General features: G+C 45.4%; 19 protein-coding genes and 1 pseudogene. 10 read left to right on the top strand and 10 right to left on the bottom strand.

Going from position 1 to position 26742, the window contains the following annotated elements; all coding sequences use genetic code 11:
- The coding region (locus tag RIG66_RS29255; RefSeq protein WP_446382931.1) for a beta strand repeat-containing protein at positions 1-3743 on the top strand (3743 nt) is incomplete at its 5' end.
- 289 nt (positions 3744-4032) lie between these two features.
- Positions 4033-5680 (top strand): annotated as a pseudogene (locus tag RIG66_RS29260) (IS1634 family transposase).
- A gap of 280 nt (positions 5681-5960) precedes the next feature.
- On the opposite strand, the gene RIG66_RS29265 reads toward RIG66_RS29260, so the two are convergent.
- Both RIG66_RS29265 and RIG66_RS29270 read right to left on the bottom strand, forming a co-directional pair.
- The gene (locus RIG66_RS29265) at positions 5961-7004 is read right to left on the bottom strand and encodes a pentapeptide repeat-containing protein (protein ID WP_446382933.1); all 1044 of its coding nucleotides are present in this window, start codon (positions 7002-7004) and stop codon (positions 5961-5963) included.
- Positions 7005-7121: 117 nt separating this feature from the next.
- Complete coding sequence (locus RIG66_RS29270) at positions 7122-8243, bottom strand: site-2 protease family protein (RefSeq protein WP_446382935.1); 1122 nt, start codon at positions 8241-8243, stop codon at positions 7122-7124.
- Between the two features lie 268 nt (positions 8244-8511).
- Here RIG66_RS29270 and RIG66_RS29275 point away from each other — a divergent pair, with 268 nt between their 5' ends.
- On the top strand, positions 8512-9015 hold the full coding sequence (locus tag RIG66_RS29275) for a 2TM domain-containing protein (protein WP_446382937.1): 504 nt from the start codon (positions 8512-8514) through the stop codon (positions 9013-9015).
- 24 nt (positions 9016-9039) lie between these two features.
- Here RIG66_RS29275 and RIG66_RS29280 read toward each other — a convergent pair whose 3' ends face one another.
- The gene (locus RIG66_RS29280) at positions 9040-9990 is read right to left on the bottom strand and encodes a precorrin-6A/cobalt-precorrin-6A reductase (RefSeq protein WP_446382939.1); all 951 of its coding nucleotides are present in this window, start codon (positions 9988-9990) and stop codon (positions 9040-9042) included.
- Between the two features lie 3 nt (positions 9991-9993).
- Positions 9994-10188, bottom strand: coding sequence for a hypothetical protein (locus RIG66_RS29285; protein WP_446382941.1), 195 nt, complete (start codon positions 10186-10188; stop codon positions 9994-9996).
- 393 nt (positions 10189-10581) lie between these two features.
- On the opposite strand from RIG66_RS29285, the gene RIG66_RS29290 reads away from it, so the two are divergent.
- Positions 10582-13122: a sugar phosphate nucleotidyltransferase gene (locus RIG66_RS29290; RefSeq protein WP_446382943.1), complete on the top strand. Its 2541-nt coding sequence runs from the start codon at positions 10582-10584 to the stop codon at positions 13120-13122.
- A 21-nt stretch (positions 13123-13143) separates the two neighbouring features.
- Here the strand turns inward: RIG66_RS29290 and RIG66_RS29295 are convergent, their stop codons facing one another.
- Entirely contained in the window at positions 13144-13275 is a 132-nt protein-coding gene (locus RIG66_RS29295; protein WP_446382945.1) for a hypothetical protein, read from the bottom strand.
- 165 nt (positions 13276-13440) lie between these two features.
- Here RIG66_RS29295 and RIG66_RS29300 point away from each other — a divergent pair, with 165 nt between their 5' ends.
- From RIG66_RS29300 to RIG66_RS29310, 3 genes are all read left to right on the top strand, one after another.
- Positions 13441-14007: a single-stranded DNA-binding protein gene (locus tag RIG66_RS29300; protein WP_446382947.1), complete on the top strand. Its 567-nt coding sequence runs from the start codon at positions 13441-13443 to the stop codon at positions 14005-14007.
- Positions 14008-14420: 413 nt separating this feature from the next.
- Positions 14421-14624, top strand: coding sequence for a hypothetical protein (locus tag RIG66_RS29305; RefSeq protein WP_006098999.1), 204 nt, complete (start codon positions 14421-14423; stop codon positions 14622-14624).
- Between the two features lie 145 nt (positions 14625-14769).
- Entirely contained in the window at positions 14770-15165 is a 396-nt protein-coding gene (locus tag RIG66_RS29310) for a hypothetical protein (RefSeq protein ID WP_446382949.1), read from the top strand.
- A 70-nt stretch (positions 15166-15235) separates the two neighbouring features.
- Here the strand turns inward: RIG66_RS29310 and RIG66_RS29315 are convergent, their stop codons facing one another.
- Positions 15236-15430 (bottom strand): hypothetical protein, encoded by a 195-nt coding sequence (locus RIG66_RS29315; protein WP_006098826.1) that lies wholly within the window; start codon positions 15428-15430, stop codon positions 15236-15238.
- A 605-nt stretch (positions 15431-16035) separates the two neighbouring features.
- On the opposite strand from RIG66_RS29315, the gene RIG66_RS29320 reads away from it, so the two are divergent.
- Both RIG66_RS29320 and RIG66_RS29325 read left to right on the top strand, forming a co-directional pair.
- A complete protein-coding gene (locus RIG66_RS29320) occupies positions 16036-16410 on the top strand; it encodes an STAS domain-containing protein (RefSeq protein ID WP_446382951.1) in 375 nt (124 codons plus the stop codon).
- A 253-nt stretch (positions 16411-16663) separates the two neighbouring features.
- A complete protein-coding gene (locus RIG66_RS29325; RefSeq protein WP_446382953.1) occupies positions 16664-19336 on the top strand; it encodes a TIGR03960 family B12-binding radical SAM protein in 2673 nt (890 codons plus the stop codon).
- Positions 19337-19619: 283 nt separating this feature from the next.
- Here RIG66_RS29325 and RIG66_RS29330 read toward each other — a convergent pair whose 3' ends face one another.
- The gene (locus RIG66_RS29330) at positions 19620-22418 is read right to left on the bottom strand and encodes a UPF0182 family membrane protein (RefSeq protein WP_446382955.1); all 2799 of its coding nucleotides are present in this window, start codon (positions 22416-22418) and stop codon (positions 19620-19622) included.
- A gap of 444 nt (positions 22419-22862) precedes the next feature.
- Here RIG66_RS29330 and RIG66_RS29335 point away from each other — a divergent pair, with 444 nt between their 5' ends.
- Positions 22863-23042 carry a tetratricopeptide repeat protein gene (locus RIG66_RS29335; RefSeq protein ID WP_446383002.1) on the top strand — a complete coding sequence of 60 codons (180 nt, stop codon included), beginning with the start codon at positions 22863-22865 and terminating at the stop codon, positions 23040-23042.
- A gap of 322 nt (positions 23043-23364) precedes the next feature.
- Here the strand turns inward: RIG66_RS29335 and rfbB are convergent, their stop codons facing one another.
- The 3 genes from rfbB to RIG66_RS29350 all read right to left on the bottom strand — a co-directional run bounded on the left by rfbB (position 23365) and on the right by RIG66_RS29350 (position 26702).
- A complete protein-coding gene (gene rfbB, locus RIG66_RS29340) occupies positions 23365-24438 on the bottom strand; it encodes a dTDP-glucose 4,6-dehydratase (protein WP_446382957.1) in 1074 nt (357 codons plus the stop codon).
- Between the two features lie 125 nt (positions 24439-24563).
- The gene (locus RIG66_RS29345; protein ID WP_446382959.1) at positions 24564-25904 is read right to left on the bottom strand and encodes a TonB family protein; all 1341 of its coding nucleotides are present in this window, start codon (positions 25902-25904) and stop codon (positions 24564-24566) included.
- An 87-nt stretch (positions 25905-25991) separates the two neighbouring features.
- Positions 25992-26702, bottom strand: coding sequence for a precorrin-2 C(20)-methyltransferase (locus RIG66_RS29350; RefSeq protein ID WP_446382961.1), 711 nt, complete (start codon positions 26700-26702; stop codon positions 25992-25994).
- Positions 26703-26742: the final 40 nt, after the last annotated feature.

Consider the following 26742-nt stretch of genomic DNA (forward strand, 5'->3'; position numbering starts at 1 on the left):
GACTTGGAGATGCGGGCAACATAGATATTAATGTATCGAATAATCTCACTGTAGCTGGAGTGAATGCCGGGTTTTCTAGTCGAGTCACCAGCAATGTTGAAGCGGGAGGAGTTGGCAACGGTGGCGATATCAACATTCAGGCTAACTCGCTTTCCATCACAGATGGTGCTGGAGTGCAAACCTTCGTTAGTAAAGCTGCTGGTACCATCCCTGCCGGACAAGGCAATGCTGGCAACATCAATATTAATGTTCGAGATGATTTTACCCTTGATGGTGTCAATTTTGTGCCAAGCGAAGTTACTAGCGGTTTAGATGTTAGAGCTACAGGCAGAGGCGGAGACATTGATATTGAAGCGGGTTCATTCTCTATCACCAATGGTGCTCAGTTAACTGCTAGCACCTTTGGACTTGGAGATGCAGGAAACATAGATATTGATGTATCGAATCATCTCACTGTAGCTGGAGTGAATGCCGGGATTCCTAGTTTAGTCGCCAGCAACGTTGAAGTGGGAGGAGTTGGCAATGGTGGCGATATCAACATTCAAGCTAACTCGCTTTCCGTCATAGATGGTGCTGGAGTACAAGCAATAGTTCGTCAAGCGTTTAATTCATTCCCGGCAGGACAAGGCAACGCTGGCAACATCACAGTAACAGCGTCGGAGTCTATAGAACTAATAGGCGCTTTAGCTAATGGGCGATTTAGTAACTTACTGACTCAAACCGAACCAGGAACTACCGGAAATTCGGGAAACTTGTCGATTACTACAGGACGGTTAACGGTTAGGGACGGAGCATGGATATCAACTAGTGTTGCAGGTATAGGTGAGGGTGGAAACTTGACCGTAGCTGCCTCTGATTCAGTAGAATTAATTGGTACAGTAACCACGGCTAATGGAATACGTTCTAGCAGCTTGATTACTCAAACTGAAGAGTTGGGTGGAAATGCTGGAAACTTGACGCTTGATACAGGACGGTTGCTGGTTCAGGATGGGGCTCATCTATCAACAACGACTTCTAGTGCTGGAGAGGGAGGAAACCTCAGCGTTACTGCCGATTTAGTTGAAGTGAGAGGATTGTCTGCTGGCTTGGGTGCTTTAGCTACAAGTAGTGGAGATGCTGGAGATTTAACTATTGGTACGGAGAAGTTAATTATTCAAGATGGCGCACTAGTTTCGACATCCACTGTGGGTGAAGGACAGGCTGGAAATCTGAATGTCACTGCCAGAGAATCTGTAGAAGTGAATGGTACTTCACCCGATGGTCAAGCTTTTAGTTCTCTATCTACGGAAACTTATAGTCGTGCAAATGCAGGAGATTTAACAATCTCCACTCGACAACTAAGTATTCGGGATAGAGCTAGAGTATCAGCTTCTAGCTTTGGGGCAGGGGACGGCGGCAATTTAACCGTAACTGCCTCTGAGTTTATCGAACTGAGCGATATGTCACCCGATGGTCAAACGTTTAGTAGTTTGGCTGCCGGTACTTCAGAAACTGGAACGGGTGGCAATGTGAACGTTTCAACGGGTCGGTTGACGGTTAGAGAGGGAGCAGCCGTATCAACTTTGACGGCAGGTAAAGGTGATGGAGGAGATATAGTTGTTACGGCTTCGGAGTTAGTAGAAGTCATTGGTATCGCACCAGATAATCTCGGTGCCAGTGGCTTATCTACTCAAGCAAAGTTAGGGTCGGAGGGCAATGCCGGGGACTTAACGATTAACACAGAGCGATTGATTGTCCGAGATGGGGCTGAAGTATCAGCCAATACCTTGGGTCAGGGTGATGGAGGAACCTTAACGGTGACTGCCTCCGAATCAGTAGATTTGATGGGTAACAGTGGCTTGTTCACTAGCACTGAGTTAACCATGGGAGGAGACGCGGGAGACTTAACGATTAACACAGAGCGATTGATTGTCCGAGATGGAGCTCAAGTATCAGCCAATACCTTAGGTCGGGGTAATGGAGGGACATTGAGCATAAATGCTTCTGAGTTGGTACAAGTCATTGGGGAAGCAGCCAATGGACAACCCAGCGTTTTGGGTACTCAAGTTAATGAAGAGGCGACAGGAAATGCCGGAAACTTAAAACTTGATACAAGTCAGTTAATGATTCAAGATGGAGGTCAAGTCTCAACTACGACGTTTGGCTTCGGCAAAGGTGGCGACTTAACGATAGAAGCCTTAGACTTCGTGGAAGTAGTGGGGACTACAGCCGATGGTAGCATTCCCAGTAACCTGAGTGCTGGTTCTTCAGGTAACAGCGATTCTGGAAGCCTCAGGATTACCACAGGACGACTGCTAATCCGGGATGGAGGACAGTCAACAACAGGAACTTCTGGTGTGGGCAAGGGGGGTAATCTGATTGTAGACGCCTCAGAGTTTGTGGAAGTAACTGGCACAGATGCCAAAGGAAACCACAGTAACTTATCTACAATCGCTGCTTCAGGTTCCACAGGAGATGCTGGAGATTTATTGCAAATCGATACAGGAAAGCTAATCATCCGGAATCGGGGCGTGGTTGGCGCTTCTACATTTGGCACAGGAGCGGCAGGTGGCTTAGTTATCAATGCTTCTGAATCTGTGTCTCTGAACAATCAGGCGCGTTTGTTGACTAATTCAATGAGTGTTGGTGGGGCTGGGGATATGAGGATTACCACACCACAGTTAAGTCTTCAGGAAAACTCCTCCGTATCTGCGGCTACTGTATCCAGTCAAGGTGGAGGGATTACCTTACAAGGTTTAGACACCTTGCAAGTCAATAACAGCTTTATTTCCGCTTCCACACAAACAGGTACAGCCGGAAAATTGACGGTTAATGCGGCTGACTCCGTACAACTCACCGGAGCAGGCGGTTTAGCTGTTGCAGCCACCAACGGCGGTACGGCGGGAGACTTAACCGTTACAACTCAGGAACTTCAGGTGGAAAAAGGAGCGCAAGTTACCGTCAGCAGTCCCCAAGGACAAGCTGGAAATCTCACAATCGCGGCGGATTCCATCGTCCTCAATCAAGGCACAATCTTTGCTGAAACCGGAATCAGTAGCGCACAAGAGGGTGCCAATATTACCCTGGACGATTTAAACCTGCTATTCCTAGAAAACGAAAGCCTGATTTCTGCCAGCGCCCTCGCCGACGCCAATGGGGGTAACGTGACAATTGATTCGACATTTATCATCGCCCTACCTCCAACTGGTACAGAAGGAAGTGATATTATTGCCAATGCGGTGCAAGGAAACGGAGGGCGCGTCACCGTTACCACTCAAGGACTATTTGATATTGCATTTCGACCTCAACGCACTCCCTTAAACGACATTACCGTTAGTTCTGAATTTGGACTCGATGGTGTCTTTGTGGAAAACCGACCTGATATTGACCCGAACCGAGGATTAACCGAATTAGAGAATAACTTTGTTGATGCAGAACGCCTGATTGACCGTTCCTGTAATGCGGGGGGTGGGGCGTTAGCCAGTAGTTTTATTGTTACAGGTCGCGGCGGTATTCCAGCGAGTCCTCTGGATGTTCTGGAGAGTGACGTGATTGTTAGTAATTGGGTGAGTTTAGATGAAGATACTCCAACCCAAACATATCCAGAATCTGTCACGCCCAATTCAAGTCAATCTCGGCAAATTATTGAAGCGCAAGGGTGGGTGAAATTGGCAAATGGGCAGATAATGTTGGTGGCAGAATCTCCCACCGTAACACCTCAGGTGAATTGGCAAAACGCCACAGGCTGTGAAAGTCCTGAATAACAGTAGTGATAAAGGTCGAGTTTATGATGACTAAATAAACTCCTACACTGCCCTTTACCCAGCACCCAGCTAAAATAGTGGAATAGATATTACGATTTTAGGGGCGCAAGGCTTGCGCCCCGACAATTTCATTGAAATGCACCCTGTTTAAATCCTACATTCCGCAGATATTTCAACAGAATTCATAGCGATGAAATTGAATAAATTAAATCCCAAAATATTTGGCCAGTAACTGTTTCAGGCGTTTTTAAGGTAAAATAATGGAGTCAAAGACTAAGAGGGAAAAAGCATGAAAGAGAGTCAGGATACGCTAAAAATTGAAAATTTAGACCATTTAGCAATAGTGGCGGGAATAATAGATGAGATGGGATTGGTGGAAGAAGTGAATAAAATAGTAGGGATAAAAAAGAAAGAAACTCTTAGTCCCGGACAAGTCATGAAAGCGATGATTTTGAATGGATTGGGATTTTTGAGCGCCCCACTATATCTATTTGAAAACTTTTTCGTGGGGAAAGCCACAGAACACCTAATAGGAGAAGGAGTATTGCCGGAACATTTGAATGATGACCGATTAGGAAGAGGATTAGACAAATATCACCGAGCGGGAATAACGAAAATATTTACAGCATTATCCCTAAAAGCAACGCATATTTTTCAAGTAGAAATGAACAGTGTTCATATAGATGGGAGTTCAATGGCAGTACAAGGAGAGTATGAAATAAAGGGAAAAAATAACGAAATAATTGAAGGAGAAGAGCGAGAAGTAGAACCCGAGATGAAAGCCATAGAGATAGTTCATGGATATTCGAGAGATAAAAGACCAGATCTGAAACAATTTATCATTGACATGATTGTAACCGGAGATGGAGACGTGCCGCTGTATCTAAAAGTGGATTCCGGAAATGTCGATGATAAAAGTGTATTTGTCGAAAGATTAAAAGAGTTTAAAAAACAGTGGACATTTGCGGGGATATATGTGGGAGATAGTGCCTTATACACAGCGGATAATTTATCAGCGATGAGAGAGATGAAATGGATAACAAGAGTGCCGTTAAGTGTGAAAGAAGCAAAAAATAAAATAGTAGAGATTGAAGAGAATGAATGGGAAGAGAGCCAAATAAAAGGATATAAGATGGCAGAGCGAGAAAGTGAATACGGCGGCATCAAACAAAGATGGGTAGTTGTAGAAAGCGAAGCGAGGAAAAAAGCAAGGCTCAAACAAATAGACAAGCAGATAGAAAAACAAGAAGAAAATGCACAAGCCAGTGTACGCAAGCTTTACAGACAGTTGTTTGCTTGTAAAGACGACGCAAAGAAAGCCATTAAAACACTTTCTTGCTTCATGGAAATATCACCAAATAAAAGAAATTGAATGTCGAGAAAAACGAGTTAAGCAGCCTGAGAAAAAGAGCGAGAAAAAATTCTATCAAGTTAGTGGTCAAGTTGAGAGGCAAGAATCCGTCATCGAAGCGGAAAAAATCAAAGCAGGCAGATTTATTTTAGCGACGAATATATTAGACGGAACTGAGGTAAGTAATCAGGAGATATTAGAAGAATATAAAGGACAACAAAGTAACGAAAGAGGATTTAGATTTCTCAAAGATCCGTTGTTCTTCACATCGAGTGTATTCGTTAAAAATCCCCAGAGGGTGGAAGCGATTGCGATGATAATGGCACTATGTTTGTTAGTGTATAACCTCGCCCAAAGAAAATTGCGAAAAGAATTAGCATCTGCCAATGAGACCGTGAAAAATCAGGTCAAAAAATTAACAGGTAGACCGACAATGAGATGGATATTTCAGATGTTTCAAGCTGTGCATTTAGTGACTGTAGCTGGAAAGCGATACGTGAGTAATTTAACCTTAGAACGTCAACACATATTGAAACATTTAGGAAAATATTGCCGGGAATATTATTTAATTGTTGAAGATGGATGAATCAGAGTATACAAATAATACTATTTGGTCATAATCCGAAGTTATTCGCGGAAATTAAAATTGTTTTCGTGGTCATTATCCTGAAAAAAATATCCAAGTTTTATCCAGGAAATTATTTTTTAAATGTAAGTTGATAAATTTACATCATTAATACTCCATGTTCGTCTAAGAATGAACAAAAAAGCAACAGAAACGCAAGAATTGTTGGACTGATTGATTTTGTCGGAGTAAATTTTTTATTACTTCCTAATGCTGTCCGTCAGGATCTGCGGAATGTAGGTTAAATCCTTCTTTTAGCCTCTCGATGATACAAAATATTTTCGTTTTTTTTGAATTTAGCGGGTTGGAGATTGATGCTATCAATATAAGCATTGCTGAGATCCACTTGACTCAGATTAGCATCACTCAGATTAGCGTCATTCAGATTAGCATCACTCAAATCTGCCCCTCTCAAATCAGCCCCGCTTAAGTTAGCACCACTTAAATTAGCATCGGTAAAATCAGTATTTCTCAGATTAGCCCCACTCAAATCAGCATTACTTAAATCCGCATTATTGAAGTCAGCATAACTCAGATTAGCCCCACTCAGATCAGCGTCACTTAGGATAGTATCCATCAAATCGGCTTGACTCAGATCCGTTCTACTCAAGTTAGCATGACTTAAATCTGCCCGACTCAAGTCCGCACCCTTTAAATTAGCACCAATAAGATTAGCATTGCTCAGGTTAGCATCAATCAGATCAGCACCTTTCAGGTTAACTTCACTCAGATCCGCATGACTCAGATCGGTAGCAATCAAGCAAGCACCAGAGAGTTTCGCAGCATTCAGTTTCGCTTTATGAAGTTTCGCTTTATCCAGGTGACTGTTACTCAGATCAGCGGTAATTAAATTGGCTTCTTGTAAGTTAGCTTCATAGAGAAACGCTTTCGGTAAGTTGATACGTTGTAAATTTGTCCCTGGAATATTGAGTCCTCTCAAACTCACACCATCTTCATTCAAATCTTGCAGGGCTTGAACCCGCGCATAGCTAGTTTGTCGTCCATGGGCAGCGTCTATTGTGCGCCAAGCTTGGTAATAGAATTGTTTTTTTCGATTCGGCGTTTCTTTTAAAAATAAAACAACCGCCGCAAAAATACTGATAGCTTCAACATTATTCAGAATTTTAGAAAGTTGAGAGTTCTCATCCGTAATCAGGATCACGCCGATGACCAGAACAGTCGCCCCGACAACAACTGACCAAGTGGGTAACTTCCAGAAATAAGCGACGAAATGAACTGAAAATTTTCGTACCCAAAAGATTAATCGCTTAAGTTTTGTCTTCACTGAATCACTATTTAACCTCCTAATACATCTTTTCCAGGATGCCCATCTATTATAAATCCCCCGAACTTTATTCGAGGGATTAGGCTTAAGTCTTTAATTTCACTGACGCCAATAGGTTTAAGCGGGATTGGTTTGAGTTCGCTTCTCTAGGAGACTAACAATTGATGCCTTTTCCAGCAGCCCAACCAGGACTCCATTTTCGCGCACCACAGGCAATTGAGTAAATTTGCCTTGTTCCAGCAGCGTAATCACTTCTAACAGAGACTGATCGGATTTGACGATCGCATCCAAATCCACAGGCTGGATCAGTTCACTGACTGGAGTCGTTGTCCAGTTTGAGGTGGGGATCGTTTTGAGATCATCAACCGCGATCGCACCGATCAATTGTCCTTGTTCATCAGTCACCAAGAACTTGCGCCATTCTTTTTTGCCGATAATATAGTTGTTGGCAAATTCCCGCAGCGACAGATCAGCCGAGATAATTGGACTCTCTGGAATTACCGCATCTTCAGCTTTCAGATCCTGGAGTTTTTCTTGCAGGGTGGCTGATTGCGCCGACATACCCGCATTTTGCAGCAGGAATACCCCAATTAATAGCGTCCAGATGCTACCAAAGTTACTCAGTCCCAAGACAGAAAGGATGCCGATGCTGATTCCCATCCATCCCACAACCTGACCAACCCGGCTAGCAAAAACAACACCTCGATAGGGATTCCCGGTGATTTTCCAAACCACGGACTTGAGGATATTGCCACCATCTAACGGTAAGCCAGGAATCAGGTTGAACAGGGCTAAGACTAAATTGATCGAAGCCAGTAAACTGAGAATGGCTGCCAAGGGACCAGAGACGCCGCTGCTCACGCCGATACCCGTAAATAGGGCAAAAAGGGCTAAACTAACTAAAGGACCCGCGATCGCCACCCAGAATGCGTCGGCTGGCGTTTGAGATTCCTTCTCTAAGCTGGCTAGACCCCCAAAGAGAAACAGGGTAATCGATTTCACCTCAATGCCCTGGCGAATGGCGACTAAACTATGCCCCAATTCATGGGCTAAAACCGAGGCAAATAGCAACAGCGCCCCCACGAATCCCAGCACCCAGGGTAAAAGACCTGTCAATCCAGCAAACCCGCCGAGATATCCGCCAAACTCAAAGGTGACCAAAGCTAGAACTAAAAACCAGGAGGGATTTACATAAAAGGGAATCCCCCATAAATTACCAACACGAATACTACCGTTCATACGAATTACCTCAAATCTACTGTCAAAGAAAACGTTTTTATAGTTGTTATAGTGTCCTCCTTGGGGTCTGAATCTATCGTAACGAAATGTAAAACTTCCGTTCCACTATTATTTTTCGTAAAATCCGACCCTAGGGGTTCGGTTGTGAACATCAGCAGGTCTGTGCTGTCTGTCTAGGTGTCGTTGATAATAATAGAGGAAGGACAACCTCAATGTGCCACTATTTGTTGTTTTCATCTTCAGCCCACTCATCCTCTTAATTTAGGTCATGTCTGTTTCTGAATCCACTACTATCCAGTCTTATCACCAAGAAGAACTCCAGCAAATCCTGAATCTCGCGATCGTCCGTCAAGCCAATGGCGGCGAGTTTTCCCGGACGCAGCTTGTGGAAATTGCAGCTGAATTGGGAATCTCGCCAGCGAACCTCCAACTAGCGGAACAGGAATGGCGGCTTCAGCAGCAACAGCAGCACAAGCGCCAGGAGTTTGAACAATATCGGCGCAGCCAATTAAAGCAGCGGTTGGGCAAATATATTATCGTTAACAGCTTTTTAGTTGTGATTAATTTGCTCAGTGATGGTCAGCTTTCCTGGGCATTGTATATTCTCTTGTTTTGGGGATCAGGACTGGGTTTGAAGACGTGGAATACTTATCAACTTCAAGGAGACGCTTATGAGAAAGCGTTTCAAAAGTGGTATCGCCAGCAACAGTTTAATCAGTTGACTCAATCCATTTTTACCCGGCTGAACAATTGGATTAAGGCAACAGGGTGATGTTTTGATTTTTTCTTTTATGTCCTAACTAGAGTGCGTAGCGCTATATCTCTGGCAAAACTCCAACGCTACGGCGACATCACTGGTTTGCTGTGGATACGTTACCACCGGACGATCAATGACAATTAATGGAATTCCCAACTGCGCCGCCACTTGTCGCTTCGTCGCCTCTCCCCCGGCTACCCCAGACGCCTTAGTCACTACCCGTGAAATATCCCAGTGACGCCAGAGTGCCATTTCCAATTCAACGGGTACAGGGGGGCGTAGGGCTATAATGCGATCGCGACTAAATCCGGCTGCGATAGCCGCCTCTAAAGACGTAACGGCGGGAAGAATCCGGGCAAATAGAGTCGATCGCGCTTGCCAGTCTTGAAATAAGGATAAAACTTTATAACCAACGGTTAACAGTACCCGTTGTTGGTTCAAATAGTTACCCGCCACCAACGTTTCAAAGCTGTCTAAGGTAATCACAGGGGGTTGATTATTCGTCTGTAGGGGCGGGTTTAGGGAATTTGGTTTCGCTGTTGATGATAACCTTTGTTCAAAACCCGCCCTGACCGATGTGTAGGGGCGGGTTTCACTATTATCATTTGTTGTCACCCTGATGTTACTAAACCCGCCCTGATTTCCCCCATCTCCCTCGTTTCCCTTAACCAGAGGACGTTCAAAACGCAGGTAGGGAATTTGGTAACGTTGTGCAGTCGCGATCGCAATTCGGGAAATTTCTACTGCATAGGGATGAGATGCATCAAGTATGGCTGTAATCTGCTGCTGTTGACAAAGCTGCTCAATCTGCTTCCCATTCAAGCGCCCTACTTGTATCTGTAAACTGGGTGTTTGAGGATAAAGTGACTCAGCGGCAGCTGTTGTCACCGTAACCAGACAAGGCAGATCTCCAGACGCGATCGCCTCTGCTAACTGTACACTCTCACTTGTCCCACCAATCAGCCACAGACGCCTTTGACTCTCTGGCAAAACCTACCGACCTTTCAGCGCTCTGTTAAAGTTTTTCCGATAAGACTTATTAGCCACAATCAAAACGGGCCACAACAGAGACAAATAAATCCGGTTAGGCAAGCCACGGGAGAAGTTTGTCCGATTGAACCCCGTCCAGAACTTCCAAGCGCCGTAGCCATAAATCCCTAACACCAGAAGCAAAACTAATACTTTCATCCAAATTAACCCCCAAGAAGCCGAATCAGGGACTGTTTTACACCGACTGCGAAGCCTCAGCCGAGCAAAAGCGAGCCTGCTAATTTACTCATTTTAGACCAACTCCTCCAAAACGTCTCCGGTGATCTCTGGAGGTATACGAATCCTTGAATAACTTTTCAAATCAAGCTTTCAGCTTTTTGACTTTAACATTTCAGTCCTGGGTAGAATTGATCCCAGCTACAAGTCAAAGTAGCATATAAGTTCAGTTCCAGTCTATTTATCCATCTATGTGTCAGTTGTAGCGTGACCTTGCTAGCTCAGCTTTTCTCATCAGGAACGGTTGAACGAGACAATAAGTAGAAAACTATACGGTTCAAACCCCGTCAAGCCCAAAAATTTTTAGGAGGACTTATGCGAGCAGTGCTGATGGCAGGCGGTTCGGGAACACGTCTGAGACCACTAACCTGTGATCTGCCCAAACCCATGGTGCCGGTACTCAATCGACCGATCGCGGAACACATTATCAACCTACTCAAACGCCATAACATCACCGAAGTCATTGCTACACTTTACTACCTCCCCGATGTGATGCGGGATTATTTCCAAGATGGCAGTGACTTTGGCGTGCAAATGACGTATGCGGTCGAAGAAGAGCAGCCCCTCGGTACTGCTGGTTGCGTGAAAAATATTGCCGAACTACTCGATGATACCTTCATTGTGATCAGTGGTGACAGCATCACCGACTTCGATTTGCAAGCCGCCATTGAATTCCACAAAAGTCGTAAGTCGAAAGCCACCATTGTTCTCTACCGCGTCCCCAATCCTGTGGAATTTGGGGTGGTAATTACCGATGAACAAATGCGGATTCGCCGCTTTTTAGAAAAACCCTCAACCAGTGAGATTTTCTCGGATACGGTAAATACAGGCACTTACATCTTAGAACCGTCTGTCCTGGATTACCTGCCCGAAAACACAGAATCTGACTTTTCTAAAGACCTGTTTCCCCTACTCTTAGACAAAGGGGAACCCATGTATGGCTTTGTCGCGGATGGATATTGGTGTGATGTCGGTCATCTTGATGCTTACCGCGAATCCCACTACGACGCCTTAGATAGAAAAGTAGAGATTGACTTTGCCTACGAAGAGCAGAAACCAGAACTATGGGTGGGGCAAAATACATCCATTGATCCTACAGCTAAAATCGAAACCCCAGCCCTAATTGGCAGTAATTGTCGCATTGGTCCAGGGGTAAATATTGAGGCAGGAACCGTCATTGGGGATAATGTCACCGTTGGGGCTTACGCTGACCTGAAGCGTCCGATTCTCTGGAATGGTTCGATTATTGGCGATGAAGTCCATCTGCGGGCTTGTGTCATTTGCCGAGGAACGCGGGTGGATCGTCGTGCCCATGTCTTAGAAGGTGCGGTTGTGGGGGCTTTGTCCACCGTGGGAGAAGAAGCGCAAATTAGCCCTAGTGTGAGGGTTTGGCCCAGCAAGAAAATTGAATCGGGTGCCATGTTAAACATGAACCTGATTTGGGGAAGTACAGCGCAACGGAATCTTTTTGGTCAGCGCGGCGTTCAAGGCTTAGCAAATATTGATATTACGCCAGAGTTTGCGGTCAAATTAGGGGCGGCTTACGGATCAACCTTAAAAGCGGGGTCTCAAATTACCGTCTCTCGCGATCAACGTAGTATCTCTCGCATGGTATCGCGATCGCTAATTGCGGGCTTGATGTCGGTGGGGGTTCATGTCCAAAACCTAGAAGCCACAGCCATCCCCATCGCTCGTCTGGTTGTACCCACACTAACCGTGATCGGGGGGATTCACGTCCGGGTACACCCGGATCGCCCTGACTATATTCTGATCGAGATTTTTGATTCCCACGGCATCAATATCTCTAAGGCGAAGGAGAAGAAAATTGAAGGGGCTTACTTCAAAGAGGACTTGCGCCGATCGCCGATTCCAGAAATCGGCAATGTCAACTACCCCAGCCAGTTACTCGATCTCTATAGCGTCGGCTTTGAGCGGCATTTAAATGTGCAAGCGATTCGCAATAGTGGCGCGAAATTAGTGATTGACTATGCTTATGCCGTTTCTGGGGCGGTTCTCCCCGTCTTGTTGGCGAAATTCGGCTGTGATGCCGTTGTCCTAAATGCCAGCTTAAATCAAATGTCCCTATCTGCCGATGAACGAGAAGGATTGCTAACCCAACTCGGTCAAGTGGTGGAAGCCTTAAAGGGCAATTTTGGCGTGCAGGTGTCCGCGAATGGGGAACAACTGATCTTGGTGGATGAATCCGGAATGCCTGTACGTGGGGAAACCCTAACCGCGCTGATGGTTAGCGTGATGCTGACGGCTCATCCTCGCAGTACTGTAGTGGTTCCGGTTCATACCTCCGGTGCTGTGGAACAAATCGCCCGTCGTCATGATGGTCGAGTGATTCGTACTAAGGCGAATCCAGCGGCGTTGATGGAAGCCTCTCAAACTAATCCTAATGTTGTGTTGGGTGGTTCTGAGGAAATGGGCTTTATTTTTCCGCAACTCCATCCCGGATTTGATGCCATGTTCTGCATCGCCAAGTTAATTGAGATGCTAACCATTCAAGAGCGATCCTTAGGTCAGATTCGCAGCGAATTGCCTCGGGTGTGCCATAAAATCTATACCATGCGCTGTCCTTGGACGGTCAAGGGAGCATTAATGCGCCACTTAGTCGAAACCCATGCCAATGATGACTTAGAACTGATTGATGGGGTGAAAATTGTGGATCGGTACACAGACAGTTGGGTGTTGATTTTGCCCGATGCTGGAGAACCCCTAGTCCATATCTTTGCCAACAGCGATGATCGGAATTGGGTCGATGAAAATCTGAGAAAATATCGCACGTATGTGCAAGAGTTCATCGAACAAGAGCAAGGGTTAGAACTGCCCCAAGCAGAATCGACTGTCTAGGAGGTGTAAAGACGTAGCAGGCTACGTCTCTACCGTCAGGGCGGGTTTCGTACTTTCTGTCTTCTCCCTCCTGACAATATAGTACTTTTGTTCTAAATTAAAGAAGGAAGCCGTTGAGTTATAGCAACGGACTCCTTTTTCGTTGGTCAACATAAGTCTGCTAGGTAAGGAGTCAATAGCTCCTATCAGAGTGATGATAGAATGGGCGAATATGGTTTTTTAAACGACCAATTGTCCCAAACATAAGCGCGACTCAACTAGCAGTCATGGTCAATCAGTGACTCGACCAATTACCCAAAGCGCCAGGAGATATTAACGATGAATAGCTGCGTCTTGATGGCACAAATTATTCAAGATCCAGAACTGCGTTACACCTCAGATAATCAAACCCCGATTGCCCAAATGCTGGTGCAGTTTCCCAGTGTGCGTTCTGATGATCCACCTTCAACACTTAAAGTAGTCGGTTGGGGCAATTTGGCTCAAGAAATCAAGGAAAACTATGGGGTTGGTGATCTTGTAGTCCTGGAAGGGCGTCTGAGTATGAATACGATTGAGCGCCCCGAAGGATTTAAAGAAAAACGGGCTGAATTAACCACTTATCGAGTTCATAAGCTGGGTGCAGATACGGACATGGGGCTACAAACGGCTACCGTTTCCCCAACGATGCAGGCGACAACAATCCCATCATCACCTAAGCCTAACGAGAATGTGGTTCCCATGCGATCGCGCCCAGCCCCTCCAACCCCGGCACCTGTATCTGCACCCAGAGATCAGGACTATGATTATTCATCGCCGATTGAGCAGCCGACTTATGAACCGACTACGGTGCCAAACGTTCCCCCGGTTCCTGATACCCAGAAAGATTTAGATGATATTCCGTTTTAAAGATAATTGGCACACCTTTAGCGTCTCTTAAGGGAGGGAAATCTTGAATGTAAAGACATGCCATGGCGCATCTATAGGGGTGGATTTCATGACTAAGAAATGTTAACCACCCTCAAATTCTGACTGTTCCCGGTTCCCTCGCCTTACCACCTATTCAGCCGCCCCTACTTATCGACTGCAATGAGCCGCAACTTGGTAAGATATTTAACTGCCAATGTTGCGGTACCGATGATCGAATCTGGCAAAATTTGCTATAATTTCCAAAACTAATCATTCAGATTAGTTTTAATAATAGTGTTGGTTAATTTGTCAGATAGGATAGAATTGTGTTTCAAGTTCTCTACCCCCTCATTCAGGCGATTCAGCCTTTCCTCATACCCTTGTGCTTTTGTCTAGCGTGGACAATAGTAATCATGAGCCTAGTAACAGTCGGGTTGGCGATTAAAGACGGTGTGGCAAATGCTAAGCGTATGCATCAAATCCCTTGTAGCCACTGTCAATTTTTTACCAACGATTATCGTCTCAAATGTACCATTCATCCGTCTGTTGCCAATTCGGAACAAGCGATTAATTGCCGAGACTATTGTGCAGCTAATCAGAGTATAACGCTGAATTAGCCAAAGGTTGTGGACGTGCCTATATTAAAATAATTCTAAAATGCTGTAATCCTTGTTAGTATTGGATTACGGCAAATACTTAAGGTTATCCCCTCAGATTGAGATTCAACCGAGGGGTGGTTTTCATGAAAAATATTGTGACAAAATGAGCATTATTCAGACTCACCAGATCGTTTGTTTAGAATACGCAACACGCCACTTATACGCTGAAGTGATTGAAGTCGTTGAATGGCGGCAGATTTGCTGGTTGCGTCCTTTGATGTTAGCTGTAACCTCAAGCGAGAATGAAGATATAACCTCGGTTCTGCCTCAATCTCTCAGATTGTATGATTTGCGTCAAGGACCTGACGTACTTTGGCCCACAAAGTTTTTACGACTGGTTTGGGATACGGAGGTCATTCCTCTATTAGCGCAACTGGAAGACTTACATCGTCACCCAAAAGATAATTCTGATACTCGCCATCAACTTGCTGATTTCATTGCTGAAATTTGGCAAACCTATCCCCAGGAGTTTGATTCATCCCTGAAATCAACTCTATAGGGTAATCTAAAACTGGCTTTTGGCACTTACAAAAATTTCCCGTCTAGCTGGTGATGATTAACGTAACCCTCTAAACACTAGGAACTAACCGGATTCTACCCGCATCCATCTCAGCCATTAATAATTCAAGGGCTTCGTAATCAGCATCGGAAATATATCCTAAGCGAGTTAATTCGTAGTTAATTTCATTCTCTATATCAGGAGTTAGTTGCCTGATATAAAGCGCTCTTTCAACCAAATGGCGGATAACGTAGGTGGTTTTCACTGTTGATATACACAGAATTCCATACTAGATCAATTCTCTGGGAAATTGCTAGACGAGAGCGTGATTATAATCTTTTTTTTTAGTGATCTATGTCACTGTTATTTGGCAAAAAATCGTATAGGGAATTGATTTGATAACTAAGCAGACGGTTGGCTTAAGCCGCTGAAAAAGGAGCAATTCTAACAGTTTATCGCAGATCAGTCCTTCTTGGGTAATCGATTAGCGTATTTGATTATACAAAAAATTGTTAAAGAAGTAGAATAAATGCTAAAACATGATTCATTTTATTCTCTACCTGAAGGAAGATGTCACAGATAGGCTATTAATTATAAATATAAAGCAACTGGTATTAAGGATAAATATTTCGTGACGCAGAAATTGTGGGATAAGACTTTTGACTAAGTGTTCATTATTCAGTATATTAGGATACAAAGTTGAATCTTTTTTTACGGAACACTAAAAACTGAAAGAAGGAAAATCACCGACGAAGGAAGCCTTAACCCGTTATTAATGAAAATTTGTAGCTGATTGGAGAATTGACGCGCTATCTTTAGGTGGATTCTCTAATCCAATGTCTTAACCTATACAAATCTGAGGAGTGAGCTATGGCAATCACAACTTTAAACTCCAAATTATCAATCGTTAGACCAACGGGTCAGGTTAATGCCTCTAATGCGGTTGAATTGGATCGGCAACTGAAATCAGCTATTTTGTCGGAACGCTATTCGACGGTGCTGGTAGATATGCAGCAGGTAGAAACCCTTGACAGTGCTGGCTTGGGTGTATTGGTATCCGCGTTGCGTTTAGCGCAACAGCGAAACCAGCGCTTTAGCATTTGCAGTGTGGGGGATTCGGTTCGGATGATTTTTGAGCTAACTCAACTGGATCAAGCTATGGAAATCTTTGAAAGCTATGATGCGTTCTTGGCAACCTTAACCGCTCAAGAAGACAGCTCAAGACGGACAATGGCGTATGCTTAATCCCTTGGCATTAGCTAGCTCAAACGCTCAGTAGTGTTCCCTGATAACGCTGTCAAGTAGATGTCCCTGATATCGAGAAACTAGGACAATATCATAAAGTAGGTGAATTGTACACTTCCCTGACGGATTCATTTGTTCTTATTGGAGACAGTCACAGGATTGTCGAGTGACGATTGGGCATTATTGCTAGTCTTCTGTAAGATGGATGAGTTGTAAGGGTTAACCGCACTCGATTCAGAGGGGCAAGGTTGTCATGACGATCGCACCAGAGAAACTACTGACTAAAGACATCATCAAACCAGCCCGCTACCTGGGGAACGAGTTAGGCGCTGTCCATAAACCCTGGGACACGGCTAAGGTGCGCTGGGTATTAACCTACCCAGAAGTCTATGAAGTGGGTGCATCTAATTTAGGGCATATTATTCTCTACAACATCCTAAACACTCAACCTCGACAACTTTGCGATCGCGCGTATTTACCCGCATCCGATTTAGCCACGAAATTGCGGGACACTCAAACCCCTTTGTTTACAGTCGAAAATCGGCGATCGCTCACCGACTTTGATATCCTGGGATTCAGCCTCAGCTACGAACTTGGGGCAACCAATATCCTGGAAATGCTTTCCTTAGCCCAGATTCCCCTCACTTGGCAAGAACGGGCAAATCATAGCATTACCGAAATTCCCCTAATTTTTGCTGGCGGACAAACCGCGACATCCAACCCAGAACCCTACGCCGACTTTTTAGACGTTGTGGCGCTAGGGGATGGGGAAGAATTACTCCCCGAAATGGGTTTAATTATTGAAGAAGGAAAAGCCGCCGGATTAACTCGCACGGAATTACTCTTAGACTTGGCGCAGATTCCGGGGGTTTATGTGCCACAATTCTACGATATGGCAGAGGATGGTTCAGTTCATCCCAATCGCCCCGATGTGCCAGCGCGGATTTTGCGGCGAGTCGCTACACCAATCCCGGAGTATTCTATTGGACTCGTACCCTATATCGAAACCGTTCATGATCGGTTAACGATTGAAGTTCGACGCGGTTGTACCAGAGGGTGTCGTTTTTGTCAACCGGGAATGTTAACCCGCCCCGCTAGGGATGTAGAACCGGAGAAAGTCGTGGATGCGATCGCAAAGGGAATGGGGGCGACGGGATATAATGAGTTCTCTCTGCTTTCCCTCTCCTGTTCCGATTACCTGTCCCTACCCGCCGTGGGATTGGAGGTAAAGAATCGTCTCAAAAATGAGAATATCTCTCTGTCTCTCCCCAGCCAACGGGTAGATCGGTTTGATGAGAATATTGCCAATATTATCGGCGGTACGCGCAAAAGCGGGTTAACCTTTGCCCCAGAAGCTGGCACCCAGCGGATGCGGGATATTGTGAATAAGGGATTGACGAACGAAGAATTGCTGCGGGGTGTGAAGACGGCATTTGAGCAAGGGTGGGATAAAGTTAAACTCTACTTTATGATTGGCTTGCCCGGTGAAACCGATGCCGATGTGATCGGGATTGCGGAAACGGTGAGGTGGTTGCAGCAAGAATGTCGGGCATCGGGGCGGAAACGGTTTAACTTTAATATCACGATTTCTAACTTTACGCCTAAGCCGCATACACCATTCCAGTGGCATTCGGTGTCTACGTCTGAGTTTATCCGCAAGCAAGACTTATTACGCGATGCTTTTCGCCGGATTAAAGGTGTGAAAGTCAACTACACCGATGTGCGAATTTCGGCAATGGAAGACTTTGTGGGGCGCGGTGACAGACGCTTAGGGGCGGTGGTGCGTCGCGCCTGGGAATTGGGTGCGGGAATGGATGCCTGGTGGGAAAGTTTAGATAAAGCGTTTGCGGCTTGGGAAGGTGCGATCGCAGAATCAGATCTTACCTGGAAATATCGCCAAATCGAAAATGGCGAATGGAATGTGTTTGATGGTGCAAACCTCTCGCACTCAGACGGGGCGGGTTTAGTTGCATCTGGGTATAAAGCAAAGGATAGTAGTGAAACCCGCCCCTACACCCTTTCCCCCTTACCCTGGGATCATATTGATACCGGGATTGATAAAAACTGGCTGATTGAAGACTTACAACGCGCCCTAGATGCGGCGACTGTACCCGATTGTGCCTTTGAGGGCTGTTCTCACTGTGGGATCTGTGGCACGGATTTCGGTCATAATATTGTCTTTGAACCGCCACAAATTCCCGAATTTACAGGTCATTTTAAGCCAAATCAACACAAAGCGCAGCGATTGCGGGTGTGGTACGGTAAGGTGGGCGAAATGACATTAGTCAGTCATTTGGATTTAGTCCGGTTATTTGACCGTGCCGTGAGACGGGCATCGTTACCGATTACCTTTACTGGCGGATATCATCCTGGACCCCGGATTATGATCGCGAATGCGTTGTCATTGGGGATGTCGAGTAGTGGTGAGATTGCTGACTTTGAGTTAACCGAGTCGATGGATGTGGCGGAGTTTCAGCAACGGCTAGCGGATCAGCTGCCGCCGGATATCCCAGTTTATCAGGTTGAAGAAGCGGATTTAAAGGTTCCAGCGACAACCCGCCTCTTAGAGAAAGCGGAGTATCGGCTTGAAGTGGTAAGCGAAGCGGGATCAGCGTCGCTGCAACAGTGGCAAAATTGGGTTAATCAGGTAAACCAGGCTGAGGCGATTTGGCTAGAGAAGCGAACCAAGTCGGGGAAAAAGAAGTCGGTGAATTTACGCGATCGCTTATTTGAGTTAGAACTGATAGAGGTGAAAACAGACGCCCCATCCCAACCCGCCCTGCTACGTTATGTTGGCAGTTGTCGGAATGACGGCACGCTGCTGCGACCTGAAGATATCATCTATATGGTAGAGCAGGTAGGGCAACAGGAATTCCAGTTATTGCACAGTCATCGACAACGGCTCATTTTAGGTGAGGCGATTTAACTCAGGATGAATGTCACTGACTTAAAGCCCCGACACCCGCGAGGAGATTGATACATTTATCAGTGCTTTAAAAGAGGCGATTCCCTTTGTAATAGCGCTCCAATGTCAGGCAAGATAAAGAATAAATCATCGGGTTATCGCCATTTGTCCCAATTGCAGCCGTTCTGAATAATTAAGGATTTTTTCCCCACGTTGCCCTGTTCCCTGTGGGGATTAACTAATGTCCTAACGTATCCTCGTAGTGCTATAACAACAAAGGTTCTGGAGTTCGGCTCAGGGAAGATTAATTTTGGTCGCCTGCTGACTTTCTCAGATCGGGTGCAGATTTTGGGGTTTGGTTCAATTGCTGTAAGATGCTCTCCAATTCTTGTTGGTATTGACCGTATTTTTGCCAATTGCCTTGACGCATGGCTTCCTGTGCTTTTTGATAGGTTTCCAAGGCGGATTGGGCGAGTTTGGAAACTCCTTCTTTTGGTGGAGCAGATGGTAGAGTCGAAGTAGGTTGTTGCACGTCTGCTTGGGTTCCGCCAAAGATAGTCGCTAAAGCTTCCTCTAAGGTTTCTTCCATAACCACTTCTTTCGCATAAGCAACAATTACCCGCTTCAATTCTGGCAGTTCGCCTTGTTCAGCCCGCAGATAAACGGGTTCGACGTACAGTAATGATTGGTCAATGGGAATCACTAACAAATCGCCGCGAATTACTCGCGATCCTTCCTGACTCCATAACGTTAATTGTTGGGAAATTTGCGGATTTTGGTCAATGCGAGCTTCAATTTGGGATGGACCATAGACGAGTTCTTGTTTCGGGAATTCGTACAAGAGCAATTTGCCATAGTTTTCCCCATCAGAACGCGCTGCCATCCACGCAATCATGTTATCTTTATTGACGGGCGTAAAGGGCAGAATTAGAATAAATTCTTCGCTTGACGCTTCGGGTAAGCGCATGATCACATAGTAAGGCTCCATGATCCGCTCATCCCCTTGATAGATTTCGGTAGGGAAACGCCACAAATCCTCCCGATTGTAAAAGACTTGGGGATTATTCATGTGGTAAGACAGATACATCTGCGCCTGAATGGTGAATAGATCCAGGGGATAGCGGAAATGGGCTTTTACATCGGCAGGAATCTCGTTTTGGGCGGTAAATAAGGTGGGGAATATTTTGCGATAGGTTTGCAGTACTGGATCATCTTCATCAACAACCACAAACTGCATGGTGCCATTAAACGCATCCACGACAACTTTAACAGAGTTGCGAATATAATTGATATCGCCTAGAGACATTTGGGCGATATCGTCGCCTTGGACGATGGCGCTAGCATTATTACTTTGAGAAACAGGTTCAGAATAGGGATAGCGATCGCTTATCGTATAAGCATCAATAATCCACTGCAATCTGCCATCAATTAGGGTAATATAAGGGTCTTTATCAAACCGCAAAAAGGGTGCAACTTGGTTCACCCGTTCCCCAATCTGGCGATGGTAATGAATGCGGGAGGTGTTGATAAAGTAATTGGAGATTAAAATTTTTAGATCGCCCAAATCATAAGCATAAGCTAATCGTTGCCAGAGGGAAGGAATGGGTACGCCACCTTTCCCGGCGTAGGTAGTGAAGGCATTTTCATCGCCACGGGGATAGTCAAATTCTTGGGTATTTGTACCTGTAAATATATAGGTGTCGGTTTCTTCGCCATAGTAAATGGCGGATTCATCCACCTGAAGATCGACTTGAGAGATAGGCGGAATATCTTTGATAAACAGTTCGGGTAAGCCATCCTCGGTGACTATATTAACCGGACTCATCACCAAACCATAGCCATGGGTATATTTTAGCCGTTCGTTGACCCAAGTCTGAGCGCGATCGGGGACTTGGGAATACACTAATTCCCTGGGTGAAAGCATCACCTGTCTGTAATTCTCGTCAATAGTGTAGCGATCAACATCGACATCTTTAAATCGATAGTAAAGGCGAATTTCTTGGAGTTGGCGATAGGTACTTAATAACGGTCGATAATCCCACAAGCGAATATTACGAATCGTGGATTGGTTTTCTTGCAACGCTTGACGACTTAATTGTTCTTCCGCTGGATAGTCCTGGGTTGGTACTTCGTCTAAATCATAAGCTTTGCGCGTATAGGCGATATTATGTTCAATGTAAGGCTTTTCTTTTTCTAATTCATTCGGTTCGACAATAAATCGTTGTTGAAACCAGGGAAAAAGACCACTGAAAACGAAAAAAGCAATCAGATAAATTCCGATTCCGTAGGTAGGTAAGGTAATATTGTTTTGCCAAATTGCCAGGATAAACGACAAGCCTAGCAGAAGGGATACAATGCTCATAATCCAGAACGCTAGACGTTGAGCATGAGCATCGGTGTACCCTGCACCATAGACGACACCATCGCCTGTGAAGAGTAATTCATAGCGTTCTAGCCAAAAGCCGATCGCGATAACTAAAGCAATTCCTGCTAACAGTAAACTGAGATGGGTTTTTACGTCTTTAGTGAGGAAATGTTGCCAGTAGCGATCTAACCTTATTTTGCCTTTTAACACATAAACGGCAACAGCTAGAACAAACCCCCAGCCTAAGAGAGTCAATACCCAATCTTTTAACCCCTCATAGAACGGAAACTGAAACAAGTAAAACCCAATATCCTGTTGATAAATGGGGTCAGTCAGATTAAACTCGGTGGCATTCAGATATTTTAATATCGTCTCCCAAGCCGATGCACTGCTGGTGGCGGCGGCTAAACTAATCAGGAAGATCGCCACTAAGACGGCGGAATTGGCGATACTATCGGTATAGGGAGCTAAATCACTACCGTCTAGGAAACGAAACGCGCGATCGCGAGTTAGACGCTGCGCCATCCAGTAGTTAAACCATAAGAATAGTCCGTAAATAATAAAGGTTCCCACCCAAGCAATAATTTTCCAGGTGATCCGTGTCCAGAATACATCTGAAAAGTTAACGGAATTAAACCACCAGGCTTCTGTAAGAATGTGAACCAGGGTGTGAGAGAAAGGTAAGCCGAGGATAACGACTAATAGAAAGCCTATGATAATTTTATTGGCTGATTTCATAATTTTTAATTTAATTAACTCACCGGAATCCGTAAGCCATAATCCAACCCTAACACGAATAGCACGCTCCTTAACCTGAGTTTGTAGTAAGCGCTGTCTTCGCTGATGGCACTCAAGTGCCAACTACGAACTCTAACGCTAGTACCATTCTTCTTCAGCATGAGATTATCAACTCACTGCTCACTGCTAAGAGATTTGGACTTCCCATTATAGTGAAGAGACATGATTTTTTCCTCTAACAAACGGGATAAAAATTTTCTTGGGGTGATTCAGTTGTCACATTCTTACGCTGTGTCAGTTCCAAGAATGAAAGCAAGTGACCAATCAAGTATCAATAAAAATTGTCAACTCTATTAAAAATTGATATTTTTTATCAATAACTTAAAAGAAAGATTATTAGAAACAGGTGACTTCAGAGAAGCAATTGAGGACTTCAATTAAGCAATCGAGTTAAATCCTAACTTGGCTAAAGCCTACAATAATCGTGGAGTGTCATATTTTTCAATCGGGAACATTAATCGTGCGATCGCGGATTTCCAAAAGGCAGCAGATTTATCCAGACAACAGGGCGACATGACGCTTTATCAATCGTCTCTTGACCAAATTCAACAGCTTCAGCCGTAAAGAGGTACATAGGGTAAGGGTACGGCATTGCCGTACCCCTACGATTTATATAGATTGAGGTAATCTTTTACAGAAGTTTAAATTGTAGGTTGGGTTGACACTAGGAAACCCAACAGAATCTAGGGCTAAGGTTCCCTTACTACGAACCCAAGCTAACGCTCTATTGTCATTCCAAAAGGGACACAAGAGCGCTAATCTCACAATTAAGGTGTGCCACGCCACTCCCCAAACGATCGCAATTGATTACAGAGCAGGGAAGAGTGAATTTGAATGCCGAACAGCTTAATCCTCACCCCACTATCTGCAAACATCCTTTGCTGATTTAACCATAAATTTTCCGGTAGTAATCTTGATACTCCTTCGACAGCAAAGGCTCCCACCAATCCCGATGGGTCAAATACCATTCAACGGTGCTACGTAATCCTCCTTCAATCGTTTCTTGAGGCGTCCAACCCAGTTTTGCCTTAATTTTGCGAGCATCAATCCCGTATCGGCGATCGTGTCCCGGTCGATCTTTTACAGAAGTAATTAACTTTTTACTCGGAGAAACAGGCAAATCCGAGGCTAATTCATCCATAAGCTGGCAAACCATCTGAACCAAATCCAGGTTTTTGATTTGGTTGTTACCGCCAATGTTATAGGTTTCGCCGGGAGTTCCTTGGTGAATGACTAAATCAATGGCTTGACAGTGATCATTCACATAAAGCCAATCCCGCACATGCTGTCCATCCCCATAAACAGGTAAGGGTTGACCCAGCATGATGTTAATGCACATCAGGGGAATCAGTTTTTCGGGAAACTGATAAGGACCATAGTTATTGGAGCAATTGGTAATTAGCGTCGGTACATTGTAGGTATGATGATAGGCACGGACGATGTGATCACTACCCGCTTTAGACGCCGCGTAGGGACTGTTGGGTTGATAGGGTGTGGTTTCACTAAACAAGGGGTCATTCGGATTCAAACTGCCATAGACTTCATCTGTAGAGACATGGAGGAAGCGATCGCTCTTGAGAGATCCCCGCTTTTTCCAATGCTGGCGAAAGGCTTCCAAGAGAGTGGACGTACCTAAAACATTCGTTCTGACAAATGCTTCGGGTCCCAAAATTGAGCGGTCAACATGGGATTCCGCCGCAAAGTGGGCAACGGTATCAATCGTCTCACTGCGGAGTAAGGCATCAACGAGAGTGCGATCGCAAATATCTCCCGCTACAAACCGCAAATTCTCTCGTCCCTCGACTGGCTCTAGATTCCGACGATTGCCGGCGTAACTGAGCAAATCGAGAACAACGACTTGATCCTCTGGGTAGCGATCGCACCAGTGATGGACGAAGTTGGAGCCAATAAACCCCGCTCCACCTGTTATGAGTATGCGGCGAGGTTCTCGTGAAGGCATAATGACTTGGGTTCCTTTTTGCTGTAATCTCGGAGGGGATAATTCTAACCGTCGATCATCTTAACATCCGGTTGGGGATCAAGGAGTAGACGGGTTCAAAATTGATCCCGAATGCCCTTTTGGGATTAGAGTGTGGGTACAACCACGTTAGGTAGATTGGAGGCTTCAGGGCTTTCCTCTGTTGGATTAGCTGACTCTTCCGGTTGGTCTTTTGGAGCCTCGGACTCTGAGGTTGTGTCTGATGGCGATGGTTGTTCAGAGTTTTCTGGATCACGATCCGAGGTTTCTGGATCGGATGAAGAAGAACTTGGGGAATTCGAGCCCTCAGCCGCCTCCGGATTCTCAGGTTGGGGTGTTGGCGAATTAGACCCCTCAGGAGTCTGATCCGAGGCTTCGGGAGGTGTTGGCTTCGGACAAACCTTGTCTTGATCAGAGAACTCAACAGAGACTTGGTATTCCTGTGGCTGTTCGGTGCGATTCAGAAAACGATGAGCTTGAATTGTATCTTGTGCCTTTTGCTCAAGAATGGGATCACCGGTTCGTTGCATGAGTTGTAAATTCGTTGGTTTACCATCAGCCCCGACGACAACCCGATAAAGGGGTGTGCCACTAAGCTGTTTTTGGCAAGCGGCTATAGGGTAGTTAGCAATCAATGTTCTCCGTTTTACGGGCGGAGGTTCCACTTTATTCTCTTCAGCGCTAGTGCTATCCAACTGGTTATTCGAGTTGGGTTTCTGTGCTATTGGTTGCTCTAGTTCTGATGCAGAATCTTCGGTATCTGGGGTTGGTTCGTCTGTCGTGGCGGAGGAATCATCCTCGTGTTTGTCGTTGATGATATGGTGTTCCGTTGATTGAAAGCGTGGATTTGTCAACACCGATGGGTTGCGATCGCGTAATCCTTTTCCTATACCATCAATACTCGGTGTCGGCTCTGTTTCTGTGGCTCTTGATTCAGGATTCATTGTTCCTGGGGGAGGCGGTGGCGGAAGTTGGCTAGGAAAAACTGGAATTCCTAGATTTCTCCTCATGGATGGAAATGGGGTACTCGGTTGATTCAGGGAGATTCGGGTTCGGGTTCGTTTCGGAGTCGAAGACGACGATGACGGAATTTTTAACGATTGGGAAGGGGGCGCCACGGAAATGTTGCCATCGAGGGGTAAAGAATCTAAGGAATCCTGAGAGGGGAGAGGTGGGAGTGGTGGGAATGGCGATTGTAATGGTGTTTGCTGATAAATATAGGGGGGAACCGTTGGCACCGATAAATCGGGTAGGCGACTCAAATCGGCTTCGCTTAATTCCAACATTTGTACAGTTCGCCGCGTCGGTGGCGCTTCATTGGAAAAAACGGGGACATAAGAGGGTAAGGTTAGCCCCAAGATGACATGAATACCCACCGATGCCATAACCGCGATTCCGGTTGGCTGATTAAGTTTCTCGGAAACCGTTCTAAATAAGAGATTCGACATAGCCGTTATCATTCTCTCCGTTGCGGGGTTGTCGGGAATTCTATTGGTTTTAATAAAAATAATCTAGAGTCTAATTGAACCCAGGGATTAGGTAACGTTGACAATCATGATGGAAAAGTAGGGTAATTTTAGGGTCGGGCGATCGCGTAAATCGTGATAAATCACTTGATCGGGTAGGGTAGCGCGTTCGACTACCCAGGCGGTGTCCAATAATTGGCGGCGATGCAACACCTGCCAGACCTGTTCATACACCGAACTCACTTTCATCAGGACGATGACATCCGCCCAGTCTAAAATTGTTTCCAGTTCCTTTACATTATAGAGAGCTGGCAGCACCACCAAGCGATCGCGCTGTACCGTTAGCGGTAATCCTAACACTGAGGCGGCTGCCATGGGTGAACAAACGCCAGGAATCATTTGCACTACGGCGTTGGGTTGCTGCTGTTGCAGGGTTTGCGCCAAATACGTGAATGTGCTGTAAAAACTGATATCCCCTTCACAAACAAACGCCACATCTTGCCCGACGTTTAGATAATGCCAAACCTGTTCGGCGGCTTCCTTCCACGCTTGGGTAAGAATGTCAAGGTCTTGCACGTAAGGAAATGTTAAAGGCAGTTGAACCTGTTGAGCGTCTAACCATTGCCCCACAATTTGCTGTGCCATACCCAGTTTCCCCCTCACTCCCGCCGGAAACGCCACCACGGGTGCTTGTTTGAGGATACGCAGGGCTTTAAGCGTGATTAATTCGCGATCGCCTGGACCCGCACTCAGACCGTAAAGCGTGCCAACTTGCCCCATGATTATTTGTTACGTTTGATTAAAAAGCTCTACAATCCCA

This window comes from Coleofasciculus sp. E2-BRE-01, assembly GCF_040221695.1.
In the GTDB taxonomy this organism is placed as follows: Bacteria; Cyanobacteriota; Cyanobacteriia; order Cyanobacteriales; family Coleofasciculaceae; genus Coleofasciculus.

Coding starts and splice junctions, on each gene's coding strand:
- RIG66_RS29325 (WP_446382953.1), top strand. CDS start 16,664: ATGACGATCGCACCAGAGAAACTACTGACTAAAGACATCATCAAACCA.
- RIG66_RS29300 (WP_446382947.1), top strand. CDS start 13,441: ATGAATAGCTGCGTCTTGATGGCACAAATTATTCAAGATCCAGAACTG.
- RIG66_RS29330 (WP_446382955.1), bottom strand. CDS start 22,418: ATGAAATCAGCCAATAAAATTATCATAGGCTTTCTATTAGTCGTTATC.
- RIG66_RS29275 (WP_446382937.1), top strand. CDS start 8,512: ATGTCTGTTTCTGAATCCACTACTATCCAGTCTTATCACCAAGAAGAA.
- RIG66_RS29320 (WP_446382951.1), top strand. CDS start 16,036: ATGGCAATCACAACTTTAAACTCCAAATTATCAATCGTTAGACCAACG.
- RIG66_RS29285 (WP_446382941.1), bottom strand. CDS start 10,188: ATGAAAGTATTAGTTTTGCTTCTGGTGTTAGGGATTTATGGCTACGGC.
- rfbB (WP_446382957.1), bottom strand. CDS start 24,438: ATGCCTTCACGAGAACCTCGCCGCATACTCATAACAGGTGGAGCGGGG.
- RIG66_RS29270 (WP_446382935.1), bottom strand. CDS start 8,243: ATGAACGGTAGTATTCGTGTTGGTAATTTATGGGGGATTCCCTTTTAT.
- RIG66_RS29345 (WP_446382959.1), bottom strand. CDS start 25,904: ATGTCGAATCTCTTATTTAGAACGGTTTCCGAGAAACTTAATCAGCCA.
- RIG66_RS29350 (WP_446382961.1), bottom strand. CDS start 26,702: ATGGGGCAAGTTGGCACGCTTTACGGTCTGAGTGCGGGTCCAGGCGAT.
- RIG66_RS29295 (WP_446382945.1), bottom strand. CDS start 13,275: ATGTTGACCAACGAAAAAGGAGTCCGTTGCTATAACTCAACGGCTTCC.
- RIG66_RS29310 (WP_446382949.1), top strand. CDS start 14,770: ATGAGCATTATTCAGACTCACCAGATCGTTTGTTTAGAATACGCAACA.
- RIG66_RS29290 (WP_446382943.1), top strand. CDS start 10,582: ATGCGAGCAGTGCTGATGGCAGGCGGTTCGGGAACACGTCTGAGACCA.
- RIG66_RS29305 (WP_006098999.1), top strand. CDS start 14,421: ATGAGCCTAGTAACAGTCGGGTTGGCGATTAAAGACGGTGTGGCAAAT.